Here is a 17,378-nt window from a genome sequence, read left to right on the forward strand (position 1 = left end):
AGGGGAAGCCTATCACAGGCAGCATTAGAACTTGATGATATGGGCCAAATAGTTTGGCGTCTATTCTAGCTTGAACGTGATTTTTCGTTTCTGCATAATACTCCGAAGGAATGGATTCCCATAGTTGATCACTTCTATCCTAACTTTATTATATAGTTCAACTGCCAAAATGAAGATTTTTTCATCATGATTTGATTGACCTTGCCTAAAATACTAGGTACTCTATAAAAAAGGCGGTGGAAAAATGAATGATGTAGTCATTTTATTAGTTGAAGATGAGGCAAGTTTGGCGAATTTTATTTCGGAAGAGCTTCGTTTTGAAGGATATGAAGTGCTGTATGCTGCAGATGGTGAACAAGCATTGACCTTATATGAAGAAAACCAAGAGCGAATCACGATGCTTTTGCTGGACTGGATGCTGCCGAAATATGATGGAATCACAGTTGCTAGAAGAATCAGAAGGAACAGTCAAGTTCCTATTATTATGATGACCGCACGAGATCAATTGACGGATAAAGTTGTGGGTCTCGATGCTGGAACAGATGATTACATAACGAAACCGTTTGAAATAGAAGAATTACTAGCGCGGATTCGTGTGATCATCCGTCGTGCAGCACAAGTACAAGCGCAGTCGCTGATTTATAGCTATAATGATTTGACGTTGGATTTAACAAAACGAGTGGTTGAACGTTTTGGAGAAAGTATCCAGCTGACACAAAAAGAATTTGAGCTCTTAGCAGAATTGATCAAGCGTCCGGAAGAGGTTTTGACCAGAGATGAATTGCTTAATGCAGTTTGGGGCTATGATTATTTTGGGCAAACGAATGTCGTGGATGTTTATATCCGTTCTCTTAGGAATAAAATGGATTACGAAGTAGACCAGCGATTGATTCAGACTGTTCGCGGTGTTGGCTATGTCTTGAGGAAGAAATCATGAAAAAGAGTAGCGCTTTATTTCAAGAGAAAAAAAATACGACACAATTTCAGTTGACTGCTCGATTTATTGGTTTATTGGTCTCTACAGTTTTAGTTTTAAGCGTATTGATCATGGGGATCACTATCGCTGAGCTGTACGACTCTGTAGAAAAACAAGCAGTTTTATTAGAGGATTCTCTCAAACGCAGTGGAGCAGAAGATGAAAAAGAATGGACTGACGTACTGACAAGCTATCGATCACAGGATAAATCTTCTTATTTGATTCGCGTAGGGTTAAATTCTGGCGAAGTAATCTATTCTTCAGAGGATGCACAAGAAATTTACGGGGAATTTTCTCGTTTAAAACAGTTGTTCTTTTTAGATCGGATTTTATGGACCGACGACATGGAGCCTTTTTATTATAGCAGTTTTGAAGACCAAACAGGTAAGGTGACGATGCTAGTCGAAATGGAAGATCAATTCGAAGTGATCGGCAGGATTTTTTCGTTGACGATTTTACTCACGGTCATCGTGATTGCCGTAGGTTCATTTGTTACCTATCGCTTTTCTAAAAAACTTAGCGGCTCATTAGTTGTGATGAATGAAGAGATCACACAGTTGGAGGGTTCCATGGATGAAAAAATTTTGACTGTGCCTAAAACGCCGCAAGAAGTTCAGAACATCTCGAAATCTTTCAATCAATTACTGGACAGACAGCGATCATCCTTGAAGCGTGAGCAACAGTTTGTGACGGATGCTTCTCATGAATTAAGAACACCGTTAGCTGCGATTCGCGGACATGTAAATTTGATCAAGCGTCGTGGGGAAAAGCATCCTGAAGTGATTCCAACTTCTTTAGAATATATCGATAAAGAGTCTAAACGGATGGAGATTTTAGTGAATCAGCTGTTGACATTAGGACGTTTGGAAAATGCTGGAGAGGGAGATGCTCTTGATTTATCTCAACTGATCCAACAGACGATCGATGAACTCCGTGTGATGATGACGCAAGAGTTGACTGTTCAAATCGAACCCGGGATCATGATCGTTGGACAAAAAGAACATTTTTATCAAATTACTCGTAATTTAGTAGAAAATGCGATGAAGTATACAGAAAAAGAAGGCCAAATCCATATTCAGTTAGTAACTGCAGCAAGTCAAATTCAATTGATCGTTGAAGATTCTGGTATTGGAATTCCAGATGAAGATAAGGACAAGGTGTTCGAACGTTTTTATCGTGTAGATCAGTCACGATCTAGTGAAATTGCAGGAACAGGAATTGGACTTGCGATCGTTAAAGGGCTGGTAGAATATTACCACGGGAAGATCACTATTTCAGATGTGCAGCCTAAGGGCACCCGTTTTACGGTTACTTTTTTACCTGAAACTTAAAAATGAAGATTTCTTCATTTAGCTTTCACGTTGGTTTATTTTTTTAGACACAACAGCCTGTTATGATACTTTTATAAAGAAAAACAACAACAACAACTCAGGAGGAATAATAGTATGAATAAAAAGATTATTGTAGCAACAGTCGGTTTAGGTGTTCTTTTGGCAGGATGTACCAGCAATAATAAGTCATTGGAAACAAATGGTCAAAGTAAAGCGAGTACAGAGGTCAGCCAAACGATCACATTCGATTCAAGTACCAGTGAATCAAGTAATACAAAATCTACTGCATCGTCTAACACGACAACAAATGCAGCTAAAAATCAAGTTCAGGTGAAAGTGTCACTGGAAGAAGCCGTTAAAGCATACCAGGAAGCATATCCAAACACAGCGATCACCTCGTTAGATTTAGACCCGTCTTTTGGCACCTATTATTATGAAATAAAAGGAGTAGATGATTCTAAAGAATATGAAGTAAAAATCAATGCTGAAACTGGCGAACTGAAAAAAGAGCGTGAGGAAACATTAGATCGTGAAGACCAAAACGGTGTGGAAAAAGCGAATGAAGCGCTAGATTTAAACAACTTGAAATCAATGGATGATATCTCAAAAATCGCTGTTGACAGTTTTGGTGAAGGTCAAGCAATCGAATGGTCGTTAGAAAGAGAATTATCAACAACCTATTGGGAAGTCAAAGTTCAATCGGGTAATCAGGAAATGTCTGTGAAAATCAACGCTCAAACGGGCGATGTCTTAGAAAAAGAATTGGATGACTAGTATATAAAATTGAAAATGAGGTTGGGACAGAAGTATTTGATTCCGAAGGGATTACTTCTGCCCTCGCTGTTATCTAGATTTCAGGTGTCCGGGATTTGACTCGCAGAGTTTTGTCCCAGACCCCTTTTTTGTTATAAAATATTTGCTGATCGAGACCTTATCGCTCGTCTTATTTAGAGAAATTCTATACAATTAAGAGGAACATAAGTAAATGAAACAATGGAGGGATCAGAATGAATAATGTTATGGAACAATTAAGAAAATATGCTCTTTTAAGAGGAATCGTCTACATTCTTTTTGGCCTATTGATCGTAGTTAATCCAAGAAGTGTTTTTCAAGCGGCAGTTTACTTTATTTCTGCGTACATTGCTATTATGGGAATTCTTAATTTGTATGATGGGTTTAAAGTAAAAAAAGCAACAGGTACTTACGGGATGAGCTTCCTTGGCGGAATCGTGCTGTTAGTCATTGCTGGGATCGTACTGGTTTTTGCCAAAGGCATCGTCAGTATTTTACCGATTTTCTTAGGTTTAGCCATCGTTATTGTTGGTGTTAGCCGTGGGATGCAGGCGGTCAATCTACGAAACTATGTCAATGTGAATTGGTTACCGATGTTGATTTATAGTGCAATTTTGATCATTGCAGGTTTAGTATTGACGTTTAATCCATTCAGCAGTGTGTTAGTACTGTTCCAATTATTTGGCGGGATTTTGATTTTTATGGGAATTGGTGAAGTTGTGGCCTTTTTCCAATTACGTAATATTGATCGATAGTTAAAGCTTAGGATAGACTGACAATGCGTTTGTTGGTCTGTCCTTTTTATTATGTCTTTTATGATTTTTGTTTTAGTAAAAAAGGATGAAGAATCACTTTATTTTGTTAAGAGTGAAAATATCTTATAATTTGCTTACTATTGTATAAAAGAAAGAGGTATCGGAATGAAACATGAGATGATTTCTCCAAATGAACATTATCCCTTTAAGCTATTCTCATTTACTTCAAGAAATCCAGATCGACTGATCAGCACGCATTGGCACGAAAGTGCTGAACTTTTATATTGCTTGAAAGGAAATTTAGAAGTTCGTTTTCCTCAGGTGACTTATCTTTTAGAACCAGGTGATACATTATTCATCAACTCAAATATCATTCATTCTTCAAGAAGTCCACTGCCTAACGAGGTTTTTGTCATGCAGTTTCCATTGCATTTTTTACAAGAGATGACACAAAACCAATACAATGAGCAGTTTTTATTTAATTTGAATCCGTCTAAAGGACAAGATTCACGTATACAGCAGCTATTGGATCAGATTTTTCATGAGTATCAAACTCAGGAGCTTGCAGTCAACCTCTTGGTCAAAAGTCAAACATTAGCGTTACTTGCTTTACTAGTCAAAAACTATCGCATTCCTTTAGCTTCTCAGCAGTCCATAAAAAGCTTGAAGCATCTAGATCGACTAAAACAAATCAATGATTATGTACAGGAGAATTACTATCAATCATTGAAGTTAGAACACGTAGCTGAGGTATTTAATTATGATCCAGCTTACTTCTCACGCTTTTTCAAAAAATATATGGGGATTTCCTTTTCTGAATATGTTAATACTGTCCGTTTAGAAAAAGCTTATTATCAATTGAGAGATACTGATATGACTGTAATGGCGATTGCTATGGCAAATGGCTTTTTCTCTGTGAAGTCCTTTTACAATGTGTTTAAAAAGAATTACAACCTTTCACCTCAGCAATATCGGAAAAAATATTTCTCTTAGAAAAAGTCATTATTTTTCCGATTTTATGACGAATTGGGCAAAGAATTAAAGGATAATTGTCAGTATACTAAGTGTAAGTAAAGCGCTTACTGTATTTTGAGAGGAGCAAGCAACATGAAGAAGAAGTTAGTGGATTTTTTTGATAAAGTTAGTCCATTTTTTGATAGAATGGGGAACAATCCGTACCTCCAAGCTATTTCTGGTGCAATGATGTCGACTTTGGGACCTGTTTTTATCGGATCGATCGCTGTATTACTTGTCGTGTTTATGAATATGTCCAAAACCTTACAAGGATTTACACAAGTCATTGATTTATTAGGAAAAGTCAATACATTTACCATTGGTTCGTTGGCCTTATATATTTCTGTTTTGATGGCGATCAACTTAGTTCGAAAACTGGATGAAAAAGAGGACTATGTCGCTGCTGGTATTATTTCGTTGATGAGTTTCTTATTGATCACACCATTAGATAAAACTGCTGATGAAGTTGCCGCATTACCAACGACATGGTTAAGTGCACAAGGCGTTTTTTCTGCGATGATCGTCGGTTTAGTCGTTGGCCGATTGTTTCTGACAATCAAACGTAAAGGCTGGACGATCAAAATGCCGGAAGGGGTTCCGCCAATGGTCACGCGGCTATTTGAATCCTTGATCCCAACCGTGTTGATCGGTGTTTTATTTATTCTGGTTGATTTTGGGTTTAGCTTAACACCTTTTGAAAATATGCATCAATTTGTATATACGATCATCCAGGAGCCACTAAAAGGAATCGGTGGTTCAATTGGCGCTATGATCATTTTAAGTTTATTGCAACAAATATTATGGTTTTTTGGTATTCATGGAACCAATGTGATATTGCCTTTAGTAACGCCTTTATGGATGGCGATGGATGTGGAAAATATGAATGCTGTAACGGCTGGACAAACACCACCAAATATTGTTGGGTTAGCCTTTTTCAATATCATTACGTTTGGGGGAATGGCACTGGGGTTAGTTTTATTGATGCTTAGAGCGAAAAGTAAACAGTATCGAGAAGTCGGAAAAATCTCGATCGTGCCTGCTTTATTTGGGATCACTGAACCAGTGATTTTTGGTTCACCATTGGTTTTGAACTTTGATTTAGCAGTGCCGTTCATTTTTAATAATAGTATTGCGTTGATTTTAGCGTACGTCTTAACCAAAATCGGTCTAGTTTCAAGGTTTGTCGGTGTTCAGGCGATCTTTGGGTTGCCGATTGGTTTTCATGCGGCGGTTCAAGGTAGCATTTCAGTTATTATTTTACAACTGGTGATCCAGTTAGTCTTATCACCGTTGCTTTGGTATCCGTGGTTCAAACGCTTAGACAACAAAACTTATTTGCAAGAGCAAAGTGAAGAGGTGTAGAAATGAAAGAGCAAGCACTAAAAGAATTATTGAACTCTTTGACTTGGGAAGAAAAAATCGGACAGTTGGTTCAATTATCAGGTGACTTTTTCCACGCAGATCAGTTAGCTGTTGGCCCGCAAAAAAAATTAGGTATCGATCAACGCATCGTTGATCAGGTTGGTTCAGTGCTAAATGTAACAGGAGCAGAAAAAACAAAAGAGATCCAAGATCGTCATATGGCAAAAAGCAGGCACAAAATTCCACTGTTGTTTATGGCCGATATCATTTATGGCTACCGAACAATTTTTCCGATCCCTTTAGGCTTAGGGGCAACGTGGAATCCAGATCTGATCGAGTCAGCGTATCAGCAAACGGCAGAAGAAGCTAAAGCAGCAGGTGCGCATGTCACATTTGCACCAATGGTCGATTTAGTCCGCGATGCTCGTTGGGGCAGAACATTGGAATCAACGGGAGAGGATCCTGTGCTGAATGCAGCTTTTGCTAAAGCGATGGTCACTGGACTGCAAAAAGATCTTTTAAACGGTGGTGGGATCGCTTCTTGTGTGAAGCATTTTGCAGCCTATGGAGCAGCAGAAGGCGGTCGTGAGTATAATACAGTAGATATGTCTGAACGAAGGCTGCGTCAAGAATATCTGCCAGCGTATAAGGCAGCGGTCGATGCTGGTTGTCAATTAGTGATGACATCGTTTAATACCTATGACGGAATGCCTGTTACTGGCAATCAGTTCTTATTGAAAGAGATTTTACGCAAAGAATGGGGATTTGATGGAGTGATCATTTCCGATTATGCTGCGATTCAAGAATTGATTGCTCATGGTGTGGCAGCCGATGATCGTGAAGCTGCAAAATTAGCGATCGAAGCCACAACTGATATCGATATGAAAACCCCCTGTTATGCAAAAGAGTTAGAACCGTTGATCGAAAATGGAGAAATCAGTACTGAACTGGTCGATCGATCTGTTTATCGTGTATTGAAGTTGAAAAATGATTTAGGGTTGTTTGAAGATCCTTACAGAGGTGCAAGCCAAGCATTAGAAGAACAAGCTTTTCTGACGGAAGAAAAACGTCGCTTAGCGAAAAAGGTATCTGCTGAATCGGTTGTTCTACTGCAAAATAGAAATCAAGTGTTGCCGCTTGCGCCCAATAAAGAAAAAGTGTTGCTGGTTGGTCCATACGGTGATAATCAAGAATTGATCGGACTGTGGGCGGTTCATGGTCAAAGAGAAGATGTAGTGACGATCAAAAAAGGCTTTGAAAACTATCTTGATTCGGACCATCTTCTTTATACTCAAGGCTGTGATATGTTGGAAGACTATGCCTTTTTAGGAGAATTTGGGGCAACAAAAGACCAAATTGAACAGCTGGGGCTTGATGAACAAATGAAAGCAACTGAACTAGAAACGGCATTAGCATTGGCGCAACAGGCAGATACGATCGTTTTTGCTTTAGGTGAACATACGATGCAAAGCGGTGAAGCAGGAAGCCGTACAGATATCACTTTGCCTAAAATCCAGCAGGTCTTTTTACAAAAAATGGTCGAGTTGAAAAAGAAAACAGTTTTGATCGTTATTAGCGGCAGGCCGCTTGTACTGACAAAAGAAATTGAGCAAGTCGATGCGATTCTTCAAGCGTGGTTCCCAGGAACAGAAGGCGGAAATGCTTTAGCGGATATCGTTTTTGGTCAAACCAATCCTTCCGGCCGTTTAAGCATGAGTTTTCCTTATTCTGTCGGTCAGCTACCTCTTTATTATAGTGAATTCAAAACAGGTAGACCGTTGACAAGCCCAACACATAAAGGGCGTTTTGTTTCAAAATATTTAGATAGCCCTAATGAACCGCTATTCTCCTTTGGATTTGGTTTATCTTATAGTAAGGTCGAGTATTCTGAGTTGACACTTAACAGTGAGTATATGAATGAGTCATTGACTATTTCAGTAACAGTAAAAAATCGTTCTGATCGGTCAGCACAGGAAACGGTGCAGCTATATATTCAAGATGTGACTGGCTCAGTTGTTCGCCCAATCAAGGAACTAAAAGCTTTTCAAAAAGTTGATTTACGTGCCGACGAAGAGAAAAAAGTAACGTTTCATTTAACTAGAGCGGACTTGAAATTCTACACGAAGGAAATGCTGTTTGAGGAAGAACCTGGTAAATTCATCGTGTTTGTTGGACCTAATGTGAAAGAAACCTTGGAAGCTACTTTTGACCTTAAGTAAATGAAACATCATAATTAAAAACGAAGAAAAGCTGATTTGGTTTTTCTTCGTTTTTTTTATCTGAATGAAACTTGCAAAAATAGAAGTTGAATGGTACTCTTAATTTCTAATTGAGAATGATTTTCATTCGCATTTGATTGTGAATGTTTGTTTAAGTAGAAAAGAATGGAGGAAAAAAATGTTTAGTGTGTCTATTGAACAGGTGATTAAAGAGCGGCGAACGATTCGAACGATATCGAAGCAGCCTGTTTCTATTGAAGATATTAAAGCGTTATTGGAAGTGGCAAGTTATGCACCATTTCATTCGAAAGAGGAACCTTGGGCAGTCATTATGATCATGTCACCAGAAGAGCGTAGTTTATTCGTGGAAAAAATCATGGATAGCTATGAGCGGATGAACATTTGGGCAAGGTATGACCAAGAACACTTAGCAGCGTCAAAGAAAAGAACTGAAGATTATTACCTTAGTGTTCCTGTAACATTGATTGTAACAGCACCGATTCATGAAAAGAAAAAAGCAAATTTTGAAGCCGTTGGTGCTGTTTCTGCATTTATCCAAAATTTCCAGTTAGCTGCATGGTCTCGAAATATCGGTGTTACTTGGCGCACAGTACCGATCATTTTTGATGATGTCTTTAAACAAGAGGTTGGTGTTGGATCGGATCGTCAGATCATTGGTTTATTAGATATAAGTATGATCGATGAAGCAGTCAAGTTACCAAGAGCCAAGAGAAAAACAGTTGATCAGTGGGCATTTCATTTATCAGAAAAATTGTCAGAAAATAAAGAATAATAGAGCTATGTTCAGTTATTTAGGAGGCGCATTTTTTTGCAGGCAATCAAAGCAACAGAAGACAATCTAAAAGTGAAAACACAGCGGTATTATCCGCTCGTTTTGCTCGGCTTGATCATAGCTATTTTCATTTCGATCATTTATTCTTTGCTCAACGGTCAGGCGGATATTTCAGTGGATGACATTATTCAAATCTTATTATCAAAACTATCGGGTGGAAGAGTTGGTTCATTAGATGGTGTTTCAAGCAATTCTGCGGTCAACATCATCTGGTTTGTGCGAACCCCCCGTGTGATCTTGGCTGTCTTTGTGGGAATGGGGTTAGCTGTGACAGGGGCTGTGATGCAGGCAGTGGTGCAAAATCCTTTAGCTGATCCTTATATTCTAGGGATTTCATCTGGTGCCTCTCTTGGAGCAACCTTTGCGATTTTGATCGGTTTTGGTACTGCCAGTGTATTTTCACAATTTGGCTTAGCTTTTGGCGCGTTTGTCGGTGCAATAGCAGCAGCCTTTGGTGTCTTGATCTTATCTGGTATCGGCGGGCGGATGACTTCTGTAAAATTGGTTTTATCGGGTTCTGTCATCGGCGCGCTTTGCAGCTCTATCTCAAGTTTTATTGTATATCTTGCCAATAATGCAGAAGGAATGAAAACGGTCACGTTTTGGGCGATGGGAAGTCTGGCTTCTGCAAGTTGGAATAAGCTGAGTGTCCTTTCAGTGACTGTCGTTTTGATCACTCTCTTTTTTTTATTTCAGTATCGTATTTTGAATGTGATGCTATTAGGAGATGAAGCGGCAATCACGTTGGGTGTTCCATTAAGTAGATATCGTAAGCTATATTTGATGCTTGCAGCCTTATTAACAGGTGTGATCGTTGCCTACTCAGGTATGATCGGCTTTGTTGGATTGATTATTCCACATATCGTACGTGGTTTGACAGGTTCTGATCATAAGCGTTTATTGCCTGTGTCAGCATTGACAGGTTCTCTTTTTATGATCTGGGCGGATGTGCTTTCTAGAACGCTGATCGCTACCGTAGAGCTTCCCATTGGGATCATTACTTCGGTCATCGGAGCGCCATTGTTCATCTATATTATCGTTAAAAAAGGATATAATTTCGGAGGCTGAGCTATGGAATTAAATGTGAAAGATCTGGCTATTATGATTGGGCAAGAGCAAATTGTTAAAAGTGTTTCTTTGCAAACTCAAAAAGACCAATTTGTCGGCATCATTGGAGCAAACGGTTGTGGGAAATCAACGATGCTGAAAGGAATTTATAAAGGGATCAAACCTCAAGCAGGCACAGTTTTTCTAGACGATCTAGATCTTTTAGCAACTTCTGAAAAGAAAGTAGCGCAGCGGTTAGGTGTGGTCAATCAGTTTAATGAATTAAATTTTGATTTAACCGTTTTTCAGATGGTTCTCTTAGGTCGAACGCCGCATAAAAAATTACTTGAATCAGATACACAAGAAGATATTGAGATCGTGAATGATGCGTTAGCAAAAACCAATTTGACGAACTATGTCGATCGCAGCTTCTTATCATTATCCGGTGGAGAAAAGCAACGGGTGATTTTAGCTCGTACGATTGCGCAGCAACCGAAATATATGATTTTAGATGAGCCGACCAATCATTTGGACATCCGTTATCAGTTGGAGATCTTAACGTGTGTGAAAAACTTAGGGATCGGCGTTTTGGCTGCGCTTCATGACCTAGAGTTGGCAGCTTATTACTGTGACTATATCTATGCGATGAAGGCGGGCAAAATCATTGCGGAAGGGAAACCAGAAGAATTATTTACAGCAGCATTGATCGAAGAAATCTATGAAGTAAAATGTACGATCTACACAAATCCGATCACAAAGCGTTTGGGATTTAATTATTCGCTGGACTAATGTGTAGAATTAAAATATATAGCAAATGAGGAAGCGTAAAAATGAAAAAAACAATGATGATCACTCTATTGAGTTTAGCGATTTTTACAGGCTGTGCAACGAAAGAACAATCAGCTAGTGATAAAGAAACAAGCACGGATTATCCAGTAACTATCAAGAATTTTACCCGAGCGGAAGGCGCAGAAAGCTGGCAATCAAAGGAGCAAACATTTGAGAAAGCACCAGAAAAAGTTTTAGCCAATACACGACCGGCAGCAGAATTATTATTGCATTTAGGGTTGAAAGACAAAATCGCTGGGGTTGGAGCAGTTTTTGGAGCACCAGACACCACGGTCGAAAAAGATTTTGATCAGTTGAATCAGCTATCAGAGGATTATATCGGTAAAGAAATGGCGTTGAGCGTAGACCCAGATCTTGTCTATGGTCGCGGAGGTCTATTTGATAATCAAGACTGGGGCGTTGGCACAGTTGATAGCCTCAATGAAATGGGGATCAAAACATTTGTTTTACATTCCTCAGTAACAGGAGGGACATTTGAATCTATTTATGATGATATCGACAATTTAGGAAAAGTCTTTCATGTTAAAGATAAAGCAGAGTCATTTAAACGTGAACTGAAAGAACGTCAATCAGCGCTTGAAACGAAGCTTAAAAGGATAAAAGAAAAACGTACATTTGCCTATATCCATACCACTGATCCGAACGAACTTTATATTTATCCTGCTCATAATGAGACCTTTTTCAATGATATTTTTACAATGGTCAAACTAGAGAATGTTTTTAAGGATGAAAAGGGAGAAGTAAGTGTTGAAAAATTGATCGAAACAGACCCGGAAGTTCTGATTTTAGCTGACTGGAGCTCGACTAAAGGTGGGATCTCCGGTGAGAAAATGCTTGAAGGGATCATGAATAATCCTAAGCTTTCAAGCATGCAGGCAATCAAAAATAAACAAGTTTATACTGTCGATTATAACTATATGTTTGGTTATGGCTATCAATCTTTAGATGGGATCGAAAAATTGGCTGATGAAATGTATCCAGAAAAGTAAGAAGCGAAAACTCATGGTAAAAACAAAAGAAGGAAGCGGCTATCTTTCCAATCAAAGATGCAATCAACTTAAAGTTTCTCTTATTTGGGAATCAATCTATTTCAAGTAATTTTTTATTGATAAAGATAAAAGTACTGGACAATATCAGAGCAACTCTGATGCTGTCCTTTTTTTCTTTATTGCCTTTTAATTTTGGAGAATGTTCGTGTTTTTCAGAAAAAAAGATGAGAAGTAAAAAAACAAAAATTGAAAAAGAAGGCTAGAATATTATCGGATTTATGCTATACTAAATTTAGTTTTGGATGATCATATTATGAGAGAAACAGTGAAAATTACTGAAAAGAAGATTTGCTGCAGTCCATGACGATTTAGTGATGATTACGAAGTGAAAATTGAAAATTTACACAATCTTTACGTCGTTATTATCAGAAGTTTACACCATTAAACTAGAATGAATATAGCTAAAATAGAAAAAACATTCGTTTTAGCTATGCCAAGATGCGAAAGGATGGAAAGAGTGAAAAAGAGAACGAAATTGTTAGGGTTATTATCAGTGATCGGTTTAAGTATCGGTTTACTTACAGGATGCGGTTCATCGGGCGATAAAAAGGCTGCTGATGATACTAAACCATTAGAACTGCAATTTGTACCGACAAATAACGATGGCTCAATGGAGGCTAAAGCGAAACCTTTCGCAAAATATTTATCAGACAAATTAGGTCGAGATGTCAATGTTACGTTAGCGACTGACTACTCTACGATCGTTGAAGCGATGGCTTCAGGTAAAGTCGATATCGGGATCATGCCGCCGTCAGCATATGTTCAGGCGCGTAATCAAAAAGCAGCAACAGCGATTTTATCTTCTGAATTAGGTGCGTATAATCGTGAAACAGGCAAGCCGGAAGATGGCAAATTATCTGGTACGTTCAAGGGAGAAATTTTAGTTAGAGCGGATAGTGGTATTGATTCATTGAAAGATTTGAAAGGTAAAAAAATCGCTACCTTGAGTCCAAACTCAGCAAGCGGCTATATTTACCCTGTTGTTGAGATGAAAGAAGCTGGGATCGATCCAACGAAAGATGTTACTTTGACAACAGTCAATGATATTCCAAGTGAAATCACAGCTGTTTTGAACGGCCAGCAGGATGCTTGTTTTGTGTTTGAAGGAGCTCGTAATGTATTTGCTTCAAAATTTGAAAAAGATGATCTATTCAAAGAGTTGAACGTCCTTTACTTAACTGAAGGGGATATTCCGAATGACGCGATCGCTGTTCAGCCAAACATGGATAAAGATCTTCAGGCAAAAGTCAAAGAAACGTTCTTAGCAATGTCAGAAGACGAAGAAGGCTCTGAAGCGATGGCAATGTGGGGACATAAAGGCTATGTAGAAGCAGATGACAAAAACTACGATACTGTTGAAGAATATACGGAAAAAGCAGCGGAGTAAATTGAGTGTACATGAAAGAGTAAAGATCAAGTGGATGAGATAAAAGCTATAGAAGTCAGGCGCTCTGTTATTATTTATTGTATGATAAGACCGCGGCTTCTGCTTTTTCTCGCTATTTTTTGAGTTTGGAGCGTGCACAAAAGTTTGTATGTACTTTTGGACGACGCTCTTTTCTATTTTTTATATCAAAAGGAGAAATCATGATTCAGTTTGAAAATGTTACAAAAACCTATAGCAACGGTGTTAAAGGATTGAAAAATATCAATTTAACGATCAAAGATGGCGAGTTTGTTTCTGTTATTGGCTTAAGTGGAGCTGGAAAGAGTACATTACTGCGTTCGATCAATCGTTTGAATGAAATCACAGAAGGAAATATCCTGATCGATGGAACATCGATCACAAAGGCCAATAAGCGAAATCTACGAAAAATAAGAAGAAACATTGGCATGATCTTTCAGCATTTTAACTTAGTTAAGAAAAGTTCTGTACAAAAAAACGTTATTTCTGGACGTTTAGGTTATTATTCGACATTCAAGAGTATTTTCGGGATCTTTTCAGCAGATGATTATGCGCTGGTAGAAGATGCTTTAGGACGTGTTGGCTTAGCCGATAAGTTACATTCAAGAAGTGATGAGCTTAGTGGTGGACAACAACAGCGAGTGTCGATCGCTCGGACATTGGTACAGCAAGCATCGATCATTTTAGCCGATGAGCCTGTGGCATCTCTTGATCCGATCACTACCCAAAAAATCATGAAAGATTTGAAGAAAATCAATCAGGAATTGAATCATACAGTTGTGATCAATCTTCACTCAGTTGATTTGGCGCGTGAATTTTCAAGCCGGATCATTGGATTGCGGGATGGTGAGGTCGTGTTTGATGGAACAGCTGCTGAAGCAACAGATGAAGTACTCACGAGCATTTATGGGGCAGATATTTTGAAACAAACTGAAGGTGTACAAGAATGAAGCTGAAAGATACGATCCATCGAAATTTATATAAGCACTTATTTATTTTAGCTTTAGTCTTGATTTGTGTGTATTCTAGTGCTCGTGTCACAGGGGCTCAAATGGCTGATGTCTTCAATAATCTGGATCAAATGGGGCTTTTCCTACAGCGTTTTCTTCGTCCAGACTGGAGCTATCTTCCAAAGCTTGTTGAACCTATGCTGAAAACGATCAAAATGTCTGTTGTAGGAACGACGATCGGTGTGATTTTTGCTGTTCCGTTTGCTTTTCTAGCGACAACAGTTGTTACTAGAAATTTCTTTTTTACAACGATTATCCGTTTTTTGATGAGTATTGTTCGGACGATCCCCAATCTTTTACTGGCGGCGCTATTTGTTGCAATGTTTGGGATCGGAGAGTTTACAGGTGTGCTGACGATAGCAGTCTTTACTTTTGGTATGGTTTCCCAATTAGTCTATGAGGCGATCGAGACGATCGATCATGGTCCGATCGAAGCAGCTGAATCAGTTGGTGCAACTAAAACGCAGGTTGCTTTTTGGTCGATTGCACCGCAGATCACACACCAGATCGCCAGCTATTCATTGTATGCTTTTGAAGTGAATATTCGTGCGTCAACGATCCTTGGTTATGTTGGTGCGGGGGGAATTGGTGTGATTTTGAATTCTTCATTAAGTTTGATGCGTTATGACCGTGTGTCGATCATCATTTTATCTATTTTAGTCGTTGTGATCACGATCGACTGGATCAGTGAAATCATCAGAAAGAGGTTGGTGTAATGAGCATAAATAGAAAAGTAAAACGCTATATGCCGATCCTGATTGTTTTGGCGATCATTCTTTATTCTGCTGTAGGCATTGACTATTCAGAAGCAGGAAACATGTCATTTGATATGGTGAAATCAGTTTTAACGGGATTGTTTCAGCCGGATTGGGCGTATGTGTATGATGGCAGCGGTGAAGATTTAGTGAGCTTGATGCTTTTGACGATCGGGATCGCCTTTTTAGGAACGGTGATTGCTACGATTTTAGCTTTACCATTGACATTTATCAGTGCACATAACCTATGGAAATCGAATACGATCATTTCTAAAATCGGGAAGTTTATCTGTAATGTTCTTCGAGCATTTCCAGAACTGGTTTATGCGATCATTTTCGTGAAAATGGTGGGACCAGGACCTTTTGCGGGTGTTTTAGCGATCGGTGTCCACCAAATTGGGATGTTGGGTAAATTGTATACAGAAGAAATCGAATCGATGGATGAAGCGCCTGTAGAATCGATGACAGCGGTTGGCGCCAATTTCTGGCAAACCATGTTTTATGCACGCTTACCGCAATTGATTCCGACGTTTCTATCATTAGCGTTGAATCATTTTGAAATAGCTGTACGTAGTGCTGCGACTCTTGGATTGGTTGGTGCAGGAGGAATCGGTGCACCAATGATTTTTGCGATTCAATCAAGAGCGTGGGATAAAGTTGGGATCATTTTGTTCGGCATCATTATTACGGTCTTTCTGATCGATGCAGTGACTGGCTATTTACGCAAAAAATTACAATGACTCGTGAGGGTAGAAAATGACAGAATTAACAATTTTAGGTACGACAGACATCCACGGTTTTCTGACAGAGGCTGAAAGTGAGAGCGGAGTTTGCTCTCTTTCAGCAATTGCTGAAAATTTTGACGCCCCCATTTTGATCGATAATGGGGATTTTTTAGTAGGGAGTCCGCAATCGACTTTTTTTAATACTACAAAAATGATTTCTCCATTAATCGAGTTGGCTAATAAAGTTGGCTTTGATGTAATGGTGCCGGGAAATCATGATTTTGACTATGGACTTGATTTTTTGGTTCGTCAGGCGGCAGCTTTTAAAGGAAAGTATGTGTGTGCAAATGTACTGGGTTTAGATGACCATTTGATTTTTGATCCGTACGCAATTTTGGAACGAAGCCAGTTAAAAATTGGTGTGATCGGTGTGATAACAAGCGCTATGCCTCAAATTTCAGACTATGATCGAATAAAGGGAGTAAAATTCCTCGATGTCATCGAAACGTTAAACAAATGGGTGCCGATCGTACGAGAAAAAGTTGATGTGCTCGTCGTTAGCTATCATGGCGGAATCGAACGTGATATGATGACTGGTGCATCGACACAGTATGATACTGGTGAGGATCAGACATATCGTATCATTGATGAGGTCAATGGGATCGACGGCCTGATATGCGGGCATCAGCATCGAACAAACGCAGGGATCACGAATGATACAGCGTTTGTCCAGCCAGGCTATCGTGGCAATTATGTTGGAGAATTATCATTCTCTGTTCAACATCGTCAAATTATCAACAAACAGGCACAACTGATCGCTACTCGAGAATATCCGCCAGCAGAGTGCCAAGTATACGATGAAAAAGCCTATCAGCTCTGGCTGCAGCAAAAATTAAATCTAGGTGAATTAGATCGCTATTTAAGAAAAAGGGTACCGAATACCTTTTACTCTATTAAACTTCAGGATGAAACAATTGGCGGATTTTTACAGAGCTTTAAACCACCGTATACATTATCTACTTATCATATCTCAAAAGAAGAGCTGAAAGAATATTTGCAGCATGAAGGCATTTGCGGTATAGACGAACATGAAGGACAAATTGATCCAGAACAACAGGACTATCGCATCACAACTAATACAGCAATATTTCCAAAGTATCGCTTAGAAACAAATTATATTTACAATGTTTTCGACGAGTATCTTTCATTTATCAGTCAATAATTGAAAGAATCAAA

Annotated in this window: 16 protein-coding genes; all 16 read left to right on the top strand. The window is 38.9% G+C overall.

Annotated features, from left to right (window positions below; genetic code table 11):
• Positions 1 to 244: 244 nt before the first annotated feature.
• The 16 genes from A5889_RS12075 to A5889_RS12150 all read left to right on the top strand — a co-directional run bounded on the left by A5889_RS12075 (position 245) and on the right by A5889_RS12150 (position 17,364).
• A complete protein-coding gene (locus tag A5889_RS12075) occupies positions 245 to 937 on the top strand; it encodes a response regulator transcription factor (protein ID WP_087642118.1) in 693 nt (230 codons plus the stop codon).
• The gene (locus A5889_RS12080; protein WP_087642119.1) at positions 934 to 2,307 is read left to right on the top strand and encodes a sensor histidine kinase; all 1,374 of its coding nucleotides are present in this window, start codon (positions 934 to 936) and stop codon (positions 2,305 to 2,307) included. Before A5889_RS12075 ends, A5889_RS12080 begins: the two co-directional genes overlap by 4 nt.
• 114 nt (positions 2,308 to 2,421) lie before the next feature.
• Positions 2,422 to 3,081, top strand: a complete 660-nt coding sequence (locus A5889_RS12085) for a PepSY domain-containing protein (protein WP_087642120.1) — start codon at positions 2,422 to 2,424, stop codon at positions 3,079 to 3,081.
• Positions 3,082 to 3,314: 233 nt separating this feature from the next.
• Complete coding sequence (locus A5889_RS12090; RefSeq protein ID WP_087642121.1) at positions 3,315 to 3,854, top strand: HdeD family acid-resistance protein; 540 nt, start codon at positions 3,315 to 3,317, stop codon at positions 3,852 to 3,854.
• 165 nt (positions 3,855 to 4,019) lie between these two features.
• Entirely contained in the window at positions 4,020 to 4,847 is an 828-nt protein-coding gene (locus tag A5889_RS12095) for an AraC family transcriptional regulator (protein WP_087642122.1), read from the top strand.
• Between the two features lie 114 nt (positions 4,848 to 4,961).
• Positions 4,962 to 6,230: a PTS sugar transporter subunit IIC gene (locus tag A5889_RS12100; protein WP_087642123.1), complete on the top strand. Its 1,269-nt coding sequence runs from the start codon at positions 4,962 to 4,964 to the stop codon at positions 6,228 to 6,230.
• Between the two features lie 2 nt (positions 6,231 to 6,232).
• Positions 6,233 to 8,449: a beta-glucosidase BglX gene (bglX, locus tag A5889_RS12105; protein ID WP_087642124.1), complete on the top strand. Its 2,217-nt coding sequence runs from the start codon at positions 6,233 to 6,235 to the stop codon at positions 8,447 to 8,449.
• 178 nt (positions 8,450 to 8,627) lie between these two features.
• A complete protein-coding gene (locus A5889_RS12110) occupies positions 8,628 to 9,242 on the top strand; it encodes a nitroreductase family protein (RefSeq protein WP_087642125.1) in 615 nt (204 codons plus the stop codon).
• A 36-nt stretch (positions 9,243 to 9,278) separates the two neighbouring features.
• Entirely contained in the window at positions 9,279 to 10,370 is a 1,092-nt protein-coding gene (locus A5889_RS12115) for a FecCD family ABC transporter permease (RefSeq protein ID WP_087642126.1), read from the top strand.
• 3 nt (positions 10,371 to 10,373) lie between these two features.
• A complete protein-coding gene (locus A5889_RS12120) occupies positions 10,374 to 11,138 on the top strand; it encodes an ABC transporter ATP-binding protein (protein WP_087642127.1) in 765 nt (254 codons plus the stop codon).
• A gap of 41 nt (positions 11,139 to 11,179) precedes the next feature.
• Complete coding sequence (locus A5889_RS12125; protein WP_087642128.1) at positions 11,180 to 12,187, top strand: ABC transporter substrate-binding protein; 1,008 nt, start codon at positions 11,180 to 11,182, stop codon at positions 12,185 to 12,187.
• 508 nt (positions 12,188 to 12,695) lie between these two features.
• Positions 12,696 to 13,634, top strand: coding sequence for a phosphate/phosphite/phosphonate ABC transporter substrate-binding protein (locus A5889_RS12130; protein ID WP_422389701.1), 939 nt, complete (start codon positions 12,696 to 12,698; stop codon positions 13,632 to 13,634).
• Positions 13,635 to 13,834: 200 nt separating this feature from the next.
• Positions 13,835 to 14,602: a phosphonate ABC transporter ATP-binding protein gene (gene phnC, locus A5889_RS12135; RefSeq protein ID WP_087642129.1), complete on the top strand. Its 768-nt coding sequence runs from the start codon at positions 13,835 to 13,837 to the stop codon at positions 14,600 to 14,602.
• Positions 14,599 to 15,378, top strand: a complete 780-nt coding sequence (phnE, locus tag A5889_RS12140; RefSeq protein WP_087642130.1) for a phosphonate ABC transporter, permease protein PhnE — start codon at positions 14,599 to 14,601, stop codon at positions 15,376 to 15,378. Before phnC ends, phnE (A5889_RS12140) begins: the two co-directional genes overlap by 4 nt.
• On the top strand, positions 15,378 to 16,157 hold the full coding sequence (gene phnE / locus A5889_RS12145; protein ID WP_087642131.1) for a phosphonate ABC transporter, permease protein PhnE: 780 nt from the start codon (positions 15,378 to 15,380) through the stop codon (positions 16,155 to 16,157). The genes phnE (A5889_RS12140) and phnE (A5889_RS12145) overlap by 1 nt, the downstream gene beginning before the upstream one ends.
• A gap of 16 nt (positions 16,158 to 16,173) precedes the next feature.
• Positions 16,174 to 17,364 carry a bifunctional metallophosphatase/5'-nucleotidase gene (locus tag A5889_RS12150; protein WP_087642132.1) on the top strand — a complete coding sequence of 397 codons (1,191 nt, stop codon included), beginning with the start codon at positions 16,174 to 16,176 and terminating at the stop codon, positions 17,362 to 17,364.
• The last annotated feature ends 14 nt before the right edge of the window (positions 17,365 to 17,378 follow it).

This window comes from Enterococcus sp. 9D6_DIV0238, assembly GCF_002174455.2.
Taxonomy (GTDB): Bacteria; Bacillota; Bacilli; order Lactobacillales; family Enterococcaceae; genus Enterococcus_L; species Enterococcus_L dunnyi.

Bases quoted from the DNA above. Each gene is read 5' to 3' on its own strand.
- A5889_RS12080 (WP_087642119.1), top strand. From the start codon at position 934: ATGAAAAAGAGTAGCGCTTTATTTCAAGAGAAAAAAAATACGACACAA.
- phnE (WP_087642131.1), top strand. From the start codon at position 15,378: ATGAGCATAAATAGAAAAGTAAAACGCTATATGCCGATCCTGATTGTT.
- A5889_RS12095 (WP_087642122.1), top strand. From the start codon at position 4,020: ATGAAACATGAGATGATTTCTCCAAATGAACATTATCCCTTTAAGCTA.
- bglX (WP_087642124.1), top strand. From the start codon at position 6,233: ATGAAAGAGCAAGCACTAAAAGAATTATTGAACTCTTTGACTTGGGAA.
- A5889_RS12085 (WP_087642120.1), top strand. From the start codon at position 2,422: ATGAATAAAAAGATTATTGTAGCAACAGTCGGTTTAGGTGTTCTTTTG.
- A5889_RS12120 (WP_087642127.1), top strand. From the start codon at position 10,374: ATGGAATTAAATGTGAAAGATCTGGCTATTATGATTGGGCAAGAGCAA.
- A5889_RS12150 (WP_087642132.1), top strand. From the start codon at position 16,174: ATGACAGAATTAACAATTTTAGGTACGACAGACATCCACGGTTTTCTG.
- A5889_RS12110 (WP_087642125.1), top strand. From the start codon at position 8,628: ATGTTTAGTGTGTCTATTGAACAGGTGATTAAAGAGCGGCGAACGATT.
- A5889_RS12130 (WP_422389701.1), top strand. From the start codon at position 12,696: ATGGAAAGAGTGAAAAAGAGAACGAAATTGTTAGGGTTATTATCAGTG.
- phnE (WP_087642130.1), top strand. From the start codon at position 14,599: ATGAAGCTGAAAGATACGATCCATCGAAATTTATATAAGCACTTATTT.
- phnC (WP_087642129.1), top strand. From the start codon at position 13,835: ATGATTCAGTTTGAAAATGTTACAAAAACCTATAGCAACGGTGTTAAA.
- A5889_RS12075 (WP_087642118.1), top strand. From the start codon at position 245: ATGAATGATGTAGTCATTTTATTAGTTGAAGATGAGGCAAGTTTGGCG.
- A5889_RS12090 (WP_087642121.1), top strand. From the start codon at position 3,315: ATGAATAATGTTATGGAACAATTAAGAAAATATGCTCTTTTAAGAGGA.
- A5889_RS12125 (WP_087642128.1), top strand. From the start codon at position 11,180: ATGAAAAAAACAATGATGATCACTCTATTGAGTTTAGCGATTTTTACA.
- A5889_RS12100 (WP_087642123.1), top strand. From the start codon at position 4,962: ATGAAGAAGAAGTTAGTGGATTTTTTTGATAAAGTTAGTCCATTTTTT.